Genomic DNA, 15,714 nt, shown 5'->3' with positions numbered 1-15,714 from the left:
GCAGTGCACGTCGGCGCGGACGCTCTACCCGCGATCGCGATCGCGAGCTCCTGTCAGTACGTGAGACTCGCTGAATCAACCGACTGCCGGGCATGCGCCCCGTCAGCCTCCGGCTGTGCATCCCTATCGGCCCAGGCCGTGTCGATGTCCCCCGTCTCGACGGGGGACGTTGCGGACGGATCGTCGTCCACGATGCCCCCGCCGTTGCTCCTCGCGGGCGACTCCGGCGTCGAGCGTGTGCTGCGGCGATAGGCGGTGGTGCCCCAGCGGAGATCATGGCCGATCGCATCCGCATCGATATCGACGCTCGTGCCCTGTTTTCCGTTGTTCTCCCAGGCGCGGATCTTCATCCTCCCTGTCACGATGACGCTGTCTCCTGAACGCAACGACGCTTTCGCGTGCTCCCCGAGCTGGCGAAACGCAGCGACTGAATACCAGTTTGTCGCGACGTCGACCCATGTCTGGGTCGCGTCATCGAAGCGGCGATGAGTACTCGCCAATCGGAAGTTCGTGACGGTGACGCCACTGGCTGTCCGACCCTGCGTGGGGTCGGTGGCGACGTTACCGACGATGGTGACTGTGTCGTGCATGTTCTCTCCTCTGTGCACCGGGACACATGCCCGGGTCGCTCCAGAGTGGGGCCTGCGACCTCGCTGCCGACACCCGCAGCGCGGTGATAGTGCACAACACCACCTCATGAGCCGCCGTGCAGAAAGAGTGGACGATCGGAAGCCGGCGAACCGGGGACGGCAATGTCGGTGGTCGGTCATATGTTCGATCCACGAAAGGAGCCACCGATGTCCGACACTCAGATCACGTCCCTGCCCGAGGTCCCGTACGCCACGCCTCGTCTGTCATCGCCGAAGGAGCATCTCGTGCGCGCCTCAGCCCACCTGTGGCGGGTGCAGGACGTCAGAGGCCGCGTCCTCGGCCACCTCCGCCTTCTCCCCGATCCTCTCGGTATGCGATACCGCGCAGAGCGACTGCACCTCGCCACAGCGTCATTTCGACTGGTCGGCGACTTCTGGAGGGCCGACGACGCCGTCGCCGCCCTGCGGAACGGCTGACGACGGACATCGTCCGATTTGCGGTGCCCCCGGCAGGATTCGAACCTGCGACCAAGAGATTAGAAGGCTCCTGCTCTATCCCCTGAGCTACGGAGGCGGGCAGTTCTACCGTACCGCGCCGGGCTCCGATGTCGGTGCCGTCGATAGTATGGCCACATGGTATCTGCGTCAGAGAACGACCGCCTCGTCTGGATCGATTGCGAGATGACCGGGTTGGATCTCTCAGTCGATGAGCTCGTCGAGATCGCCGTCGTCATCACCGATTTCGAGTTGAACCCCGTCGATGCGGGCTTCCAGGTCGTCATCCGTCCCAGCGACGCGGCGCTCGAGAACATGAACGACTTCGTCACCAAGATGCATGAGACCTCGGGACTCATCACCGAGATCCCCGACGGCGTCTCGCTCGCCGAGGCCGAAAAGCAGACACTCGAGTACATCAAGCGATTCGCTCCTCTGGAGCGCAAGGCGCCGCTCGCCGGCAACACGATCGGCACCGATCGGATGTTCCTCGCCAAGTACATGCCGCAGGTCGACCAGTGGCTCCATTACCGCAACGTCGATGTCTCGAGCATCAAGGAGCTCTCCCGCCGGTGGTATCCGCGGGTGTTCTTCCAGGCGCCCGCGAAGGACGGCGGCCACCGAGCCCTGGCCGACATCCTCGAATCGATCCGTGAGCTGCGCTACTACCGCGAGGCCGTCTTCGTCGACGAGCCGGGCCCGTCGAGCGATGACGCTCGCGACATCGCGACGCGCACCGTGTCAGAGTTCGCTCCGAACATGTAATAGACTCATCTGGTCGCCAACTCCGGTTGGCGCATGGTGGGTATAGCTCAGCTGGTAGAGCGCTGGCTTGTGGTGCCGGATGTCGCGGGTTCGAGTCCCGTTACTCACCCCATCCAGAAGAGGTCCGAGTCGCTAGACTCGGGCCTCTTCTGTGTCCCCGGTAGATTTCTCGGAATACCCCCCAGGGGTATCTGGTTGACTTCAGTGACCTCACCGAAGGGACAAGCAGATGATTCACTCGGATGGATCGACACCGATCGATCAGTCTTCTCACGACTTCACAACGGCGACCGCGGCTCATGCCGGGCACGATGCCCACCCAGGGCACGCAGGGCACGACGCCCACGCCGGGCACGCAGACCACGTCTCCGGATTCCGGCGGCTGTTCTGGATCATGCTCATAGTGTCGATCCCCGTGATCGTCGCATCGCCGATGTTCGGGATGATCATCGGGTACGACGTACCGGAATGGGCGCGGTGGCTGGCGCCCGCACTCGGCACCCTGATGTACGTATGGGGCGGAGCACCTTTCCTCACCGGCGCAGTGAGTGAACTCCGCACCCGCAAGCCAGGGATGATGCTCCTGATAGGACTCGCGATCACCGTCGCCTTCCTCGCGTCGTGGGGAGCGAGTCTGGGCGTGCTGCACCATGAACTGGAGTTCTGGTGGGAGCTGGCGCTGCTGATCGTCATCATGCTCTTGGGCCACTGGATCGAGATGCGCTCACTGGCACAGACGACCTCGGCGCTCGACTCCCTGGCAGCCCTTCTTCCCGACGAAGCCGAACGCATCGAGAACGGTGAGACCGTGCGGGTCTCCCCTGCCGAACTCAGAATCGGTGATGTCGTCGTCATCCGACCGGGCGCACGTCTGCCCGCCGACGGGCGCATCCTCCAGGGTGCCGCGAGCATTGACGAGTCCATGATCACCGGCGAGTCCCGGGCAGTGGCTCGCACCGTCGGCGACCCCGTCGTCGCAGGGACCGTGGCCACCGACTCGGGACTCCGGGTCGAGGTCACCGCCGTCGGTGCGGACACGGCGCTCGCCGGCATCCAGAGACTGGTCGCCGACGCCCAGGCGTCCTCATCTCGCGCGCAGCGGATCGCCGACCGCGCCGCTGCATGGCTCTTCTGGTTCGCGCTCGGGGCCGCCGCCATCACGGCCGTCGTCTGGTCTGCCGTGGGGTTGCCCGATGAAGCCGTGATTCGAACTATCACCGTGCTGGTCATCGCGTGCCCGCACGCACTGGGCCTCGCGATCCCCCTTGTCGTCTCGATCGCGACCGAGCGTGCGGCGCGTGCCGGCATCCTCGTGAAGGACCGCTTGGCTCTCGAGACCATGCGCACGATCGACACCGTTCTCTTCGACAAGACGGGAACGCTCACGAAGGGCACTCCCGCGGTCACCGCCGTCGAGCCCGTCGCCCCCTTCACAACCGACGACATCATCTCGCTCGCGGCTGCGGCCGAGCAGGACTCCGAGCACCCGCTGGCGAGGGCGATCGTGGACGCCGCCGGAGATCGACGTCTCGAGATACACGATGCCGAGGACTTCCGATCATCTCCTGCTGTCGGTGTCAGCGCACGCGTCGACGGTCGACGGGTGCAGGTCGGTGGCCCGCACCTGCTCGCGGAGACCGATGCCGCCGAGCTTCCGATCGCCGAGGCGTGGAGAACCGAGGGCGCGATCATCCTGCATGTCCTCGTCGACGACCGCGTCGTCGGTGCGCTGAAGCTCGCCGACGACATCCGCGCCGAATCGATCTCGGCCGTCGAGGCGCTGCGCGCACGCGGGATCGACGTCGTGATGATCACGGGCGACGCATCGGCGGTCGCGGAGAGCGTCGCGGCGCGGGTCGGGATCGACCGGGTCTTCGCCGGTGTGCGCCCGGAAGACAAGGCAGCCAGAGTCCGCGCGCTCCAGGCAGAGGGAAGGAAGGTCGCGATGGTGGGCGACGGCGTGAATGATGCACCCGCACTCGCCCAGGCCGATGTAGGCCTGGCAATCGGCGCCGGAACCGACGTCGCGATCGCGTCCGCCGATGTGATCCTCGCCGGTGACGACCCTCGTGCGGTCATCTCGGTCATCGAACTCTCGAAGGCCGGGTACCGCAAGATGACTCAGAACCTGTGGTGGGCGGCCGGCTACAACCTGCTGTCCGTGCCTCTCGCCGCCGGCGCCCTCGCGCCCGTCGGGTTCGTGCTCCCGATGTCCGTCGGCGCGGTCCTGATGTCTCTGTCGACGATCGTCGTAGCGCTGAACGCGCAGCTGCTCCGCCGGCTCGATCTGGGCATTCCGAGCATCGCCGCGACCGACTGAGCGCCGGCATGGAGCGAGAGCCCTAGTATTGCGAGGTGTCACTCGCCGTATGGTTCTCGCTCCTGACCGCCTGTGTGGTGATCAGCTTCACGCCGGGCGCCGGCGCGATCAACACGATGTCGAACGCGCTCAGCCAAGGGTGGCGCCGATCGATCTGGGGCATCGTGGGCCAGCAGCTCGCGTTGATCGTCCATGTCGTGATCGTGGCGGCCGGGCTCGGCCTCGTTGTGTCGCAATCCGAAGTGCTGTTCAACGTCATCCGATACGCCGGAGCCGCCTACCTCGTCTTCCTCGGAATCCGACTGATCCTGACGAAGCCTGCTTCCGCAGAGCTCGAGGACGAGACCGGTGTCGATCTGCGCGAAGGCCACTGGTCCATGATCCGACGGGGCTTCTGGGTGAACCTCCTCAATCCGAAGGCGATCGTCTTCTTCCTCGCGTTCATCCCCCAGTTCATCCGCCTCGACCAGCCCCAGCTGCCCCAATACCTCACCCTGATCGTCACGGTCATGGTGGTCGACGTGCTCGTGATGTGGGGATTCTTCGCGACCGCGGCCCGTCCGTTCCGTCGCCTATCCCGGTCGGTCAAGGGGCAGCGGATCCTGAACAGCGTCTTCGGTGCGCTCTTCATCGCGGTCGCCGCGCTCCTGGTGTTCCTGCACTGACGCCGCGCCCGCGCTCGCGGCAATAGGCTGGAACCGATGGAGATGGATGCTGCGCCCTTCGAAGAACTCGTGATCGACGAGCTCGACCGGCTACCCGATGAGATGGTCGACGGACTCGAGAACGTCGTCTTCGTCGTCGAGGACCGCCCTGAGGACGGGAGCCTCGACCTCCTCGGCCTGTACGACGGCCTGGCGCTGACCGAGCGCACACAGTACGGCTCCGGAGAGCTGCCCGACCGGATCGTCGTCTACCGCGAGCCGCACCTCGCAGCCTGCGAGGACGAAGACGAACTCCGCGACGAGGTCCACACCACCCTTGTCCACGAGATCGCCCACTTCTACGGCATCGATGACGCGCAGCTGCACGAGCTGGGGTGGGCATGAGTCCCCTCGCCGCGCCTGACGTCGAAGAGATCGTCGAACTCACGGCCGCGCCCCTCGAACCTTGGGAGGTCGTCGTGTGGAACGACCCCGTCAATCTGATGAGCTACGTCGTTCGGGTCTTCCGCACCTACTTCGGGTACTCGCTGGAACGGGCGACGCAGCTCATGCGCGCAGTCCATCACGAAGGCCAGGCCATCGTCGCCACGGGCCCCCGCGAGACGATGGAAGTGCACGCCCAGGCGATGCACGACTACGGCCTCTGGGCGACGGTGCGAAAGGCTGCACGGTGACCGAGCTGACGGTGCACGTCCGGATGGCGAGAGTGGAAGGCGCACAGCTCGCACAGCTCGTCGACGACTTCCGCGAGCTGGTGGGGGCCGACCGCGATGCCACCGATCCGGCCATCGGGCGTCTGGCTCCCGACCCGTACCCCGACGACGAAGACGCGTCGCGCTCCTTCAGCGACGCGACACGCGAGGATCTGCTCGACCGGCGCGCCCTCGACGCCGATGTGGTCAGGGCAGCGCTCGCCGACCTCCGCGGCGATCTGGACTCCATGTCTCAGGGCGAGGCGCTCACGGAGCATGACCTGGCGATCCGGCAGTCCGATGTCGATGCCTGGCTGCGCACGCTCACCGCGTTGCGTCTGGTGATCGCGGAGCGTCTCGGCATCGAGAGCGACGACGACCATGACCCTGACGACGCGCGGTTCGGTGTCTACGACTGGCTCGGATACCGCCTCGAGCTCACCATCGAGGCGGCAGACCAGCTGCTGTGAGGCGTCAGGGGATCTCGACGACACGCGTCGCGAGGGCTCGAGGATCATCCCGCGCGATGTGAGCCTTCTCCTGCGCTGCCCACCGATCCCAGTGCGGGCGGTAGGTCTCGCCGTCGCGATTCAGCGCGCGTGCCTTGCGGCCAGGTTCCGCGGACTCGAGCCAGACGCGAACATCGGCGATCGCCGCTGTCGCAGGTGTGAGGATTCCGCTGCCCTCGATCAGCACTCCGAGCGCCGGGTCCACCGCGTGGCTCTCGGCCTCGGCATCGCGTTCCCAGTCCCAGCGGCGCCACTCCCCGAGGTATCCGCGGCCGTGCGGGCGGAGGATGCCGTCGAGAGCATGCTCGACTCCACTCTGGAGGCCGTCCCAGCCGGGATAGATCGAGTCGAGGGCGACCAGCTGCACCCTCCCCACGATCGGCCATCGCTCGACCAGCATGCGCGCGAGCGTCGTCTTGCCCGCTCCGCTTCGTCCGTCGATGATGACGACAGGGTTCGCAGCCGAGAGGGCGCGGATGTCGTCGACGATCAGCGTCGAGGCGCGCGCGAGCGCGGCCCCCACGGGGTCGTCACTTCTTGAGGGCACGGATGATACGAGAGAATGCTCGTCCGGCGACCCAGACGAAGGGCACAGCGACGACCAGCAGGGTCACGATGTTGGGCTCGAACCGAAGCCCCTCTTCGCGACGCACGTAGACGCCGACCGGCACGGAGATCCCGCCACCACCGCCGCCTTCAGCACCGTCACCGCTTCCGCCGCCGAATCCCGAGTAAGTGAAGGCCACCGGAGTGATGCTCACGCCGTCGACGTCCTGCGGCTCTCCGTACGCGCTCTTCACGCCGAACGACGCGGCCTGCTTTCCGAGTTCCAGTGCAATGTTGGGCATGGCTCCACGCTAGCCCAGGAAAGGCGATGCGGAGAGGTCAATCCAGGCCATGCGCCTTCGGATGCTGCGCTGCACCGCGTCCTTGGCCTCGCCCGATGTGCCTCGCCCGACCGATCATGGATGAGCCGAAACGCGCGACCGCATCGTCCACAGCACCCTCCACGCGCCGCCAGTCCTCGTCGTCGTCCCACAGGCCGATGCCTCCACCGCCGGCGGGGCGGAGCTTCTCGGCACGCACGCCGACGAGCCGCACGGGGTCGCGGCGCTCGATCTGCTCGAACAGCGCCTGAGCCGCTTCGCCGATCCTCTGACCGACTGCGGTCGGCTCGGCCAGTGTCTGCGACCGGCTCAGCGTACGGAAGTCGTCGAACCGGATCTTGATCGCGACCGTCGAGGTCTCCCACTCGGCCTTCCTCAGCCGCGCCGCGACGCGATCGGCGAGCCTGAGGAGCTCTGCCCGCAGGAAGGCGCGATCCGAGATGTCGGTGTCGAACGTCTCCTCGTGACCGATGCTCTTCTCGACCCGCTCGGTCTCGACCGCCCGCGCGTCCTCACCCCGAGAGAGCTGCACGAGGCGCGCGCTCAGCGCCGGGCCGACCGCGCGATCGAGCATCTCGGTCGACGACGTGCGGATGTCGCGGATCGTGCGGATGCCGCGCCCTTCCAGAGCCTCGGCCGCCTTGGGTCCTACACCCCACATCGCCCGAACGGGTCGGGGGTCGAGGAACGCCTGGGTGTCGGATGCGGCGATGACGAGCATGCCGTCCGGCTTGGAGATCGTCGACGCCATCTTCGCGACGTGCTTCGTGGCGGCCACTCCGACGCTGCACGTGATGCCCACTTCGTCGCTGACCCGCTCGCGCACGAGCCGGGCGATCTGCGCGGGGCTGCCCCACAACCGCCTGACCCCACGGACGTCGAGGAACGCCTCGTCGACCGACAGCGGCTCGACCAACGGAGTGATCGATTCGAAGATCGACATCACCTGGCGCGATACGGCCTGGTAGCGGTGGAAGTGCGGCGGTACGATCCTCGCCGACGGACACAGGCGGATCGCCTGGGACACCGGCATAGCCGCACGGACCCCGTATCGACGGGCTTCGTAAGAGGCACTCGACACGACGGAGCGGCCATCGGGCGCCCCGATGATCAGCGGGAGCCCGCGAAGACTGGGATCGTCGAGCACCTCGACCGCCGCGTAGAACGCGTCCATGTCGACGTGCAGGATGCTGGTGCCGGTGTCGTCGGCATCGGCGGACGACACGATGCGCCCTCTGCCGTCACCGTGTCCCATGAGACCATTCTCCCCCGGACCTCCGACATGAGGCCCGGGGGATGCGGTTACTGCGCAGCGCGCTCGAGGACGAGTTCGCGGACCCTGGCGGCGTCCGCCTGGCCCTTCATCGCCTTCATCACGGCACCGATGACGGCGCCGGCGGCCTGGACCTTGCCGTCCTTGATCTTCGCGAGCACGTCAGGCTGTGCTGCGAGGGCCTCGTCGATCGCGGCGATCAGCGCACCGTCATCCGAGACGACGGCGAGTCCGCGACTGTCGACGACCTGCTGCGGCGTGCCCTCGCCCGCAATGACGCCCTCGAGCACCTGACGAGCAAGCTTGTCCGTGAGCGTTCCGGCGTCCACGAGCTTCTGCAGCGCGGCGACGTTCGCGGGTGACACCAGCTCGGTGGCGTCCTTCTCCTGCGCGTTGGCCTGGCGAGTGATCTCACCGGTCCACCATTTGCGTGCCGTGGCAGGGGTCGCCCCGGCGCTGATGGTCTCTTCGACGACATCGAGCAGGCCGCCGTTGCGCACGTCCTGGAACTCCAGGTCGGTGAAACCCCACTCCGTCATGAGACGGCGACGGCGGGCGACGGGCTGCTCGGGGAGCTCCGCACGCAACGCCTCGATCAGCTCGGCGGCGGGCTCGACAGGAAGCAGGTCCGGCTCCGGGAAGTACCGATAGTCGTCGGCATCCGACTTCGGACGGCCGGGCGAGGTCGTTCCGGTGTCCTCGTGCCAGTGCCGCGTCTCCTGTGTGATCGTCCCACCGTCTGCGAGGATCTGCGCCTGACGCTGGATCTCGTATCGCACCGCGCGCTCGACCGAGCGCATGGAGTTGACGTTCTTCGTCTCAGTGCGCGTGCCGAGCTTCTCCTGACCGCGCGGGCGCAGCGAGATGTTGGCATCGCAGCGGAGGTTGCCTCGCTCCAGACGCGCCTCGGAGATCCCCAGGCTGCGCACGATGTCACGGATCGTCGCGACATAGGCCTTGGCAACCTCTGGAGCGCGGTGCTCGGTGCCGAAGATGACCTTCGTCACGATCTCGACGAGCGGCACACCCGCACGGTTGTAGTCGACGAGCGAGTACTCGGCACCCTGGATACGGCCGGTGGCCCCACCCATGTGGGTGAGCTTGCCCGCGTCCTCTTCCATGTGCGCGCGCTCGATCGGGATCTGCACGATCGTGCCGTCTTCGAGCTCGACCTCGACCTCTCCCTCGAAAGCGATCGGCTCGTCGTACTGAGAGATCTGATAGTTCTTGCCGAGGTCCGGGTAGAAGTAGTTCTTGCGCGCGAATCGGCTTGACGGAGCGATCGAGCAGCCGAGCGCGAGGCCCAGGCTGATCGACGACCGGATCGCCGTCTCGTTGACGACGGGGAGAGACCCCGGAAGCCCGAGGTCGACGGGTGCGATCAGCGTGTTCGGCTCGGCCGCGTGATACAGCTCGTTGGCCGGGTTCGGCGCATCCGAGAACATCTTCGTGTTCGTGTTGAGCTCGACATGCACCTCGAATCCGAGCACGGGCTCGAACATCTCGAGAGCCTTGTCGAAGTCCATGAGCTTGGCGGTGGCCATCAGCGGGTCCCTCCTGCGAGCTGGGGTGCACGAGTGAGGAGCGGTGCGCCCCACGAATCGACGAGCAGCGTCTCCACGGCCGCGCCGACCTTGTAGAGCCGCGCGTCCTCCCGTGCCGGGGCGATGAACTGGATCCCGACCGGGAGGCCGTCTTCCGCGGCCAGTCCGCTCGGGATCGAGATGCCGGGAACACCGGCGAGGTTCACCGGGATCGTCGTGATGTCGTTGAGGTACATCTGCAGCGGGTCGTCGATCTTCTCGCCGAGCTTGAACGCGGTCGTCGGAGCCGACGGTGTCGCGATGACATCGACCTCGGCGAACGCGTTCGCGAAGTCCTGCTGGATGAGCGTGCGAACCTTCTGGGCGCTGCCGTAGTAGGCGTCGTAGTACCCGGCGGACAGCGCGTAGGTGCCGAGGATGATGCGGCGCTTGACCTCGTCGCCGAAGCCGGCGTCACGCGTCGCGGACATGACATCCTCGACGGTGGGGTTGCCGTCGGGGGTGACGCGGAGGCCGAAGCGCACCGAGTCGAACTTCGCGAGGTTGCTGGACGCCTCGGCGGGGAGGATCAGGTAGTACGCGGCCACGCCGTACTCGAAGTGCGGTGCGCCGATCTCGACGATCTCCGCTCCCTGCGCCTCCATCAGCGCGAGGGCGCTGCGGAACGACTCCGCCACGCCTGTCTGGAAGCCGCTGTCGGGAAGTTCGCGGATCACACCGACCTTGAGCCCCTTGAGCACGTCGCCGCGGGCGCCCTCACGCGCGGCATCCGCGAACGAGGGCCACTCGTCGCGCAGCGACGTCGAGTCCTTCGGGTCGTGGCCGCCGATCGCGTCGTGCAGCAGACCGGCGTCGAGTACCGTACGGGTCACGGGCCCGACCTGATCGAGGCTCGAGGCCAGCGCGATCGCTCCGTAGCGGCTCACACCGCCGTATGTCGGCTTCACGCCCACCGTGCCGGTCACGTGCGCGGGCTGGCGGATCGAGCCACCCGTGTCGGAACCGAGAGCCAGGGGCGCCTCGAACGCGGCCACCGCAGCTGCGGAGCCACCGCCCGAACCTCCGGGGATCCGGTCGAGGTCCCACGGGTTGCGGGTGGGACCGTAGGCGGAGTGCTCGGTGGAGGACCCCATCGCGAACTCGTCCATGTTGGTCTTGCCGAGCGGGATCAGACCCGCGGCACGCGAGCGGGCGACGACGGTCGCGTCATACGGCGAACGGTAGCCCTCGAGGATGCGCGAACCGCTCGTGGTCGGCTGGTCGGTCGTGACGAGCACGTCCTTGATCGCCAGCGGCACACCGGCGATCGGTCCGAGATGCTCGCCCGCCGCACGTCGCGCGTCGACGGCCGCGGCGGCATCGAGCGCCCCCTCGTTGATGTGGAGGAACGCATGGACGTCGCCGTCGACGGCGGCGATGCGGTCGAGATGAGCGCGCGTCGCCTCGACGCTCGAGATCTCGCGGCTGGCGAGCTTGTCCGCAAGCTGCGCCGCGGTCATGCGGATGATGTCGCTCACTGCTCTTCTCCCAGGATCGCGGTGACGCGGAACCGGCCGTCCGCCTGGTCCGGCGCATTCTGGAGCACCTGCTCATGCGTGAGGGTCTCGCCCACCACGTCGGGGCGGTAGACGTTGCTCAGCGGGATCGGATGACTCGTCGCGGCGACGTCGGGGCTTGCGACCTCCGACACCTTGGCGATGTTGTCGACGATGGCGTCGAGCTGGCCCGTGAGCCTCGTCACCTCGTCGTCGTTGAGCTGGATGCGCGCGAGCACGCCGAGATGGCGCACAAGATCAGGGGTGATTTCAGACACACCCCGAGTCTAGTTGCCGTGCCCGCCGAGTCCCTGCAGCCCGGCGATGCCAGCCCTATGCTGGGCGGGTGAGCTCGTATCAGCCCCCTCGTCCGTGGGTCGCCAGTTATGCCGAAGGCGTCCCGGAAGACCTCTCCCCCGTGACCGGATCCTTGGTCGACATCGTCGCCGCATCCGCTCGCGACTACCCGGATGCCCCCGCGCTGCAGTTCTTCGGTCGGGAGACGACGTACTCGGAGCTGCAGGAGGCGATCGACCGCGCCGCCGCGGGACTCCGCGACCTCGGCGTGCGGGCCGGCGATCCGGTCGCGATCGTCCTTCCGAACTGCCCGCAGCACATCGTGGCGTTCTACGCCGTCCTGCGCCTGGGCGCCGTCGTGGTCGAGCACAATCCGCTCTACACGCCGCGCGAGCTGCGCAAGCAGTTCGAGGACCATGGCGCGAAGCACGCGATCGTATGGAACAAGGTCGTTGCCACTGTGCAGGAGTTTCCGACCGATCTCGCGGTGACGAACCTGATCTCCGTGGACGTCACTCGCGCGATGCCGCTCCTGACGCGAGTCGCTCTGCGACTTCCGGTCGCCAAGGCCCGTGAGTCGCGAGCGGCCCTCACCGAAAGAGTGCGGGGAACAGTCACCTGGGATTCGCTGGTGCAGTCCACTCCCCTCCCGGCCTCGCACCCGAAGCCGACCACGGACGACCTCGCCATCATCCAGTACACCTCCGGCACCACGGGCACCCCGAAGGGCGCGGCTCTGACGCACCACAACCTGCTGGCGAATGCCGCGCAGTCGCAGGCCTGGGTGCCGTCGATCCACCGCGGTGAGGGATGCGTCGTCTACGCGGTGCTGCCGATGTTCCACGCTTACGGTCTGACGCTCTGCCTGACCTTCGCGATGTCCATGGGGGCGCGGCTCGTGCTCTTCCCGAAGTTCGACCCCGATCTCGTACTCGATGTGATGAAGAAGCACCCCGCGACCTTCCTGCCTCTGGTCCCTCCGATCGCCGACCGACTGCTGTCGGCCGCGAACGCCAAGGGAGTCTCGCTCGACGGCATCGAGGTCGCGATCTCCGGCGCGATGGCGTTGCCGCATGAACTGGTCGTCCCGTTCGAGGCGGCGACGAACGGATTCCTCGTAGAAGGTTATGGACTCAGCGAGTGCTCGCCGATCCTGATGGCCAACCCGGTCGCAGACAACCGCGTACCGGGAACCGTCGGTCTCCCCCTCCCCGGCACGGAATGCCGCGTCGTCGACCCTGAAAACCCGAGCGTCGACGTCCCCGCGGGCTCCGCGGGCGAGCTCCTGGTGCGCGGGCCCCAAGTGTTCTCCGGCTACTACGGAAAGCCGGAGGAGACCGAGGCCGTGTTCGTGGACGGATGGTTCCGCACGGGCGACATCGTCACCGTCGACGACGCGGGCTTCATCCGCATCGTCGACCGCATCAAGGAGCTCATCATCACCGGCGGCTTCAACGTCGCCCCCACCGAGGTCGAGAATGCGCTCCGACAGCATCCGCAGGTCGTCGATGCCGCGGTCGTCGGGCTTCCGAGCGAGCATTCCGGTGAAGAGGTCGTCGCGGCGATCGTCGTGGACGGCGGATCGGACGTCGATGTCGAGGCGATTCGTGACTACGCGCGCAGCATCCTCACTCCCTACAAGGTGCCTCGCCGGGTGTTCGTCGTCGATGAACTGCCGAAGTCGCTGATCGGCAAGGTTCTCAGGAGACAGGTCAGAGAGAAGCTCCTGGCCCTCACCACCGACTCCTGAGGGCGCCCTCACAGGCGCCGAAACGCGGGAAGCGCTACCCTTGGTCAGTGACTCCTGAAGACGCTGTGCCCACCGACGCCCCCGAGACCCCTGGATTCGAGGAGCTCGGCATCACCGGCCCCGTCCTCAAGGCCATCAAGGACCTCGGCTACGAGACCCCCTCCCCCATTCAAGCCGCCACGATCCCGACCCTGCTCTCGGGTCGCGATGTCGTCGGCATGGCGCAGACCGGAACGGGAAAGACCGCGGCCTTCGCGCTGCCCGTGCTGGAGCGCCTCGACGTATCGCAGAAGACCCCGCAGGCCCTCGTGCTCGCACCGACCCGTGAACTCGCTCTGCAGGTCTGCGAGGCATTCGAGTCGTACGCCTCGAAGATGAAGGGCGTTCACGTCCTCCCCGTCTACGGCGGACAGGGCTACGGCGTGCAGCTGTCGGCTCTCCGCCGTGGCGTGCACGTGATCGTCGGAACCCCCGGCCGCATCATGGACCACCTTGCCAAGGGCACCCTCGACCTCTCCCAGCTGCAGTACCTGGTGCTCGACGAGGCCGACGAGATGCTGAAGATGGGCTTCGCGGAAGACGTCGAGCAGATCCTCGCGCAGACGCCCGAAGAGAAGCAGGTCGCCCTGTTCTCGGCCACCATGCCCCCGCAGATCCGTCGTCTGGCGCAGAAGTACCTGCGCGAGCCCGAAGAGATCAGCATCAAGTCGAAGACCGCGACCGGCACGAACATCACCCAGCGCTACCTCGTGGTGTCGTATGCGCAGAAGGTCGACGCACTCACCCGGATCCTCGAGGTCGAGAACTTCGACGGCATGATCGTATTCGTCCGTACGAAGAACGAGACCGAGACGCTCGCCGAGAAGCTGCGTGCCCGCGGGTACTCCGCCGCGGCGATCAACGGCGATGTCCCCCAGGTGCAGCGCGAGCGCAGCGTCAACCAGCTCAAGGCGAGCAAGCTCGACATCCTCGTGGCGACCGACGTCGCCGCTCGTGGGCTCGACGTCGAGCGAATCAGCCACGTCGTCAACTTCGACATCCCCACCGACACAGAGTCCTATGTGCACCGCATCGGTCGCACGGGTCGTGCCGGCCGCAGCGGAGATGCGATCAGCTTCATCACGCCGCGCGAGCGCTACCTGCTCAAGTCCATCGAGAAGGCCACGCGTCAGCAGCCCACGCAGATGCAGCTGCCGACCCTGGACGATGTGAACACCACACGTCTCACCAGGTTCGACGACGCGATCACGGCGGCTCTCGGCGACGCCGCACGGATCGAGAAGTTCCGCGACGTCATCGACCATTACGTGCGCAATCACGACGTGCCCGAGGCCGACGTGGCCGCTGCTCTCGCGGTCGTCGCGCAGGGCGACACTCCGCTCCTGCTCGACCCGGCAGATGACCCGCTGTCGAAGGCCGTCGAGTACGACAACCGACCGCCGCGTGAGAACAGCAAGGGCGATCGTCGCGAGACGCGCGAGCCTCGCGAGCGTCGTGGGCGCGGCGACTACAAGCCGTACCGCATCGAGGTCGGCCGTCGTCACCGTGTCGAGCCCCGCCAGATCGTCGGCGCGCTCGCGAACGAGGGCGGTCTCGGCCGTGACGACTTCGGCGCCATCAACATCCGCCCGGACTTCACCGTCGTCGAACTGCCCGCGAACCTCGACTCATCGGTGCTGGACAAGCTGAAGGACACCCGCATCTCGGGTCGCCTGATCGAGATCAAGCCCGACCGCGGACCGGGAGCCCGTCGCAACGACGGTCCTCGTGACGGCGCCCGTGGTGGGTTCGACCGCCGCGACGACCGCCCGCGATACGACCGCGACGAGCGCCCGGCTCGCAATGACGAGCGAGGCGAGAAGCCGTTCCGCAAGCCCCGGCACAAGGACTGACAGGCACGTACGTGCACATCGAGCGCGCAGGCCCCGACGATGTTCGGGGCCTGGCGCGCGTGAAGTGGATCGACAGAGCCGCCGTCGATGCCGGCGATGGAGAGTTCGACTCGTTCGTGACGTCTCTCGCTTCCTGGTGGGACCACCATCGGGCCACGCACTCCGCGTTCGTCGCGCGGACGATCGATGGCGAGATAGTCGGCGCCGCATGGGTCGCGCTGCTTCCCCGAGTTCCGAGCCCTGGTGCGAGCAACCGCCTCTCCGCGGATATCCAGAGCGTGTTCGTGCTACCCGAGCATCGCGGTGGAGGTGTGGGAACCGCTCTCGTCGACGCGGCGACGGCCCACGCGCACGGTGCCGGCGCCTCCAGAATCACCGTGCACTCGAGCGAACGCGCCGTCCCGGTCTATCGGAGGCTCGGATTCGCCGGGTCGCCGAAGCTGCTCCAGCACATGTCCGACGCGTAGGCGTGGTCAGGACCTGATGGTCTGGTCGCCACG

General features: G+C 67.0%; 17 protein-coding genes and 2 tRNA genes. 11 read left to right on the top strand and 8 right to left on the bottom strand.

What is annotated here, in order from left to right:
• Window positions 1-53 precede the first annotated feature (53 nt).
• Window positions 54-590 carry a single-stranded DNA-binding protein gene (locus ASF63_RS19395; RefSeq protein WP_082477813.1) on the bottom strand — a complete coding sequence of 179 codons (537 nt, stop codon included), beginning with the start codon at window positions 588-590 and terminating at the stop codon, window positions 54-56.
• Between the two features lie 207 nt (window positions 591-797).
• Between ASF63_RS19395 and ASF63_RS04010 the strand changes: the two genes are divergently transcribed.
• Window positions 798-1,067, top strand: coding sequence for a hypothetical protein (locus ASF63_RS04010; protein WP_056307853.1), 270 nt, complete (start codon window positions 798-800; stop codon window positions 1,065-1,067).
• A 24-nt stretch (window positions 1,068-1,091) separates the two neighbouring features.
• Here ASF63_RS04010 and ASF63_RS04005 read toward each other — a convergent pair.
• Window positions 1,092-1,164: transfer RNA gene (locus ASF63_RS04005), tRNA-Arg, on the bottom strand.
• A gap of 59 nt (window positions 1,165-1,223) precedes the next feature.
• Here ASF63_RS04005 and orn point away from each other — a divergent pair.
• From orn to ASF63_RS03970, 7 genes are all read left to right on the top strand, one after another.
• On the top strand, window positions 1,224-1,850 hold the full coding sequence (orn, locus tag ASF63_RS04000) for an oligoribonuclease (protein ID WP_056509794.1): 627 nt from the start codon (window positions 1,224-1,226) through the stop codon (window positions 1,848-1,850).
• A 36-nt stretch (window positions 1,851-1,886) separates the two neighbouring features.
• A tRNA-His gene (locus ASF63_RS03995) sits at window positions 1,887-1,962 on the top strand.
• Window positions 1,963-2,079: 117 nt separating this feature from the next.
• A complete protein-coding gene (locus ASF63_RS03990) occupies window positions 2,080-4,170 on the top strand; it encodes a heavy metal translocating P-type ATPase (RefSeq protein WP_056509792.1) in 2,091 nt (696 codons plus the stop codon).
• A 35-nt stretch (window positions 4,171-4,205) separates the two neighbouring features.
• Complete coding sequence (locus ASF63_RS03985; RefSeq protein WP_056307858.1) at window positions 4,206-4,835, top strand: LysE family transporter; 630 nt, start codon at window positions 4,206-4,208, stop codon at window positions 4,833-4,835.
• Window positions 4,836-4,871: 36 nt separating this feature from the next.
• Window positions 4,872-5,219, top strand: a complete 348-nt coding sequence (locus tag ASF63_RS03980; protein WP_056509790.1) for a metallopeptidase family protein — start codon at window positions 4,872-4,874, stop codon at window positions 5,217-5,219.
• Window positions 5,216-5,509, top strand: a complete 294-nt coding sequence (gene clpS / locus ASF63_RS03975; protein WP_056510235.1) for an ATP-dependent Clp protease adapter ClpS — start codon at window positions 5,216-5,218, stop codon at window positions 5,507-5,509. Before ASF63_RS03980 ends, clpS begins: the two co-directional genes overlap by 4 nt.
• On the top strand, window positions 5,506-5,997 hold the full coding sequence (locus ASF63_RS03970; protein WP_056509788.1) for a DUF2017 family protein: 492 nt from the start codon (window positions 5,506-5,508) through the stop codon (window positions 5,995-5,997). The genes clpS and ASF63_RS03970 overlap by 4 nt, the downstream gene beginning before the upstream one ends.
• 4 nt (window positions 5,998-6,001) lie before the next feature.
• Here ASF63_RS03970 and ASF63_RS03965 read toward each other — a convergent pair whose 3' ends face one another.
• The 6 genes from ASF63_RS03965 to gatC are packed head-to-tail and all read right to left on the bottom strand — an operon-like array spanning window position 6,002 to window position 11,553.
• Window positions 6,002-6,583 carry a hypothetical protein gene (locus tag ASF63_RS03965; protein ID WP_082477812.1) on the bottom strand — a complete coding sequence of 194 codons (582 nt, stop codon included), beginning with the start codon at window positions 6,581-6,583 and terminating at the stop codon, window positions 6,002-6,004.
• Window positions 6,567-6,884 (bottom strand): hypothetical protein, encoded by a 318-nt coding sequence (locus ASF63_RS03960; protein WP_056509786.1) that lies wholly within the window; start codon window positions 6,882-6,884, stop codon window positions 6,567-6,569. The genes ASF63_RS03965 and ASF63_RS03960 overlap by 17 nt, the downstream gene beginning before the upstream one ends.
• 37 nt (window positions 6,885-6,921) lie before the next feature.
• The gene (gene dinB, locus ASF63_RS03955) at window positions 6,922-8,178 is read right to left on the bottom strand and encodes a DNA polymerase IV (RefSeq protein WP_056509784.1); all 1,257 of its coding nucleotides are present in this window, start codon (window positions 8,176-8,178) and stop codon (window positions 6,922-6,924) included.
• Between the two features lie 47 nt (window positions 8,179-8,225).
• Window positions 8,226-9,740, bottom strand: coding sequence for an Asp-tRNA(Asn)/Glu-tRNA(Gln) amidotransferase subunit GatB (gene gatB, locus ASF63_RS03950; RefSeq protein WP_056509782.1), 1,515 nt, complete (start codon window positions 9,738-9,740; stop codon window positions 8,226-8,228).
• Window positions 9,740-11,257 (bottom strand): Asp-tRNA(Asn)/Glu-tRNA(Gln) amidotransferase subunit GatA, encoded by a 1,518-nt coding sequence (gene gatA, locus ASF63_RS03945; protein WP_056509780.1) that lies wholly within the window; start codon window positions 11,255-11,257, stop codon window positions 9,740-9,742. The genes gatB and gatA overlap by 1 nt, the downstream gene beginning before the upstream one ends.
• Window positions 11,254-11,553 carry an Asp-tRNA(Asn)/Glu-tRNA(Gln) amidotransferase subunit GatC gene (gatC, locus tag ASF63_RS03940; RefSeq protein ID WP_042536743.1) on the bottom strand — a complete coding sequence of 100 codons (300 nt, stop codon included), beginning with the start codon at window positions 11,551-11,553 and terminating at the stop codon, window positions 11,254-11,256. The genes gatA and gatC overlap by 4 nt, the downstream gene beginning before the upstream one ends.
• 68 nt (window positions 11,554-11,621) lie before the next feature.
• Between gatC and ASF63_RS03935 the strand changes: the two genes are divergently transcribed.
• From ASF63_RS03935 to ASF63_RS03925, 3 genes are read left to right on the top strand one after another with little or no spacing between them, the layout of a single operon-like run.
• On the top strand, window positions 11,622-13,322 hold the full coding sequence (locus ASF63_RS03935) for a long-chain-fatty-acid--CoA ligase (protein ID WP_056509778.1): 1,701 nt from the start codon (window positions 11,622-11,624) through the stop codon (window positions 13,320-13,322).
• A gap of 47 nt (window positions 13,323-13,369) precedes the next feature.
• Window positions 13,370-15,214 (top strand): DEAD/DEAH box helicase, encoded by a 1,845-nt coding sequence (locus ASF63_RS03930; protein ID WP_056509777.1) that lies wholly within the window; start codon window positions 13,370-13,372, stop codon window positions 15,212-15,214.
• An 11-nt stretch (window positions 15,215-15,225) separates the two neighbouring features.
• The gene (locus ASF63_RS03925; RefSeq protein ID WP_056509774.1) at window positions 15,226-15,681 is read left to right on the top strand and encodes a GNAT family N-acetyltransferase; all 456 of its coding nucleotides are present in this window, start codon (window positions 15,226-15,228) and stop codon (window positions 15,679-15,681) included.
• Window positions 15,682-15,714: the final 33 nt, after the last annotated feature.

The sequence above is a fragment of the Microbacterium sp. Leaf320 genome, from assembly GCF_001423485.1.
Lineage (GTDB): Bacteria > Actinomycetota > Actinomycetes > Actinomycetales > Microbacteriaceae > Microbacterium.
This window is presented reverse-complemented; position numbering and strand designations above follow the sequence as displayed.

Coding starts and splice junctions, on each gene's coding strand:
- ASF63_RS03960 (WP_056509786.1), bottom strand. CDS start 6,884: ATGCCCAACATTGCACTGGAACTCGGAAAGCAGGCCGCGTCGTTCGGC.
- ASF63_RS04010 (WP_056307853.1), top strand. CDS start 798: ATGTCCGACACTCAGATCACGTCCCTGCCCGAGGTCCCGTACGCCACG.
- orn (WP_056509794.1), top strand. CDS start 1,224: ATGGTATCTGCGTCAGAGAACGACCGCCTCGTCTGGATCGATTGCGAG.
- ASF63_RS19395 (WP_082477813.1), bottom strand. CDS start 590: ATGCACGACACAGTCACCATCGTCGGTAACGTCGCCACCGACCCCACG.
- clpS (WP_056510235.1), top strand. CDS start 5,216: ATGAGTCCCCTCGCCGCGCCTGACGTCGAAGAGATCGTCGAACTCACG.
- gatB (WP_056509782.1), bottom strand. CDS start 9,740: ATGGCCACCGCCAAGCTCATGGACTTCGACAAGGCTCTCGAGATGTTC.
- ASF63_RS03980 (WP_056509790.1), top strand. CDS start 4,872: ATGGAGATGGATGCTGCGCCCTTCGAAGAACTCGTGATCGACGAGCTC.
- ASF63_RS03990 (WP_056509792.1), top strand. CDS start 2,080: ATGATTCACTCGGATGGATCGACACCGATCGATCAGTCTTCTCACGAC.
- dinB (WP_056509784.1), bottom strand. CDS start 8,178: ATGGGACACGGTGACGGCAGAGGGCGCATCGTGTCGTCCGCCGATGCC.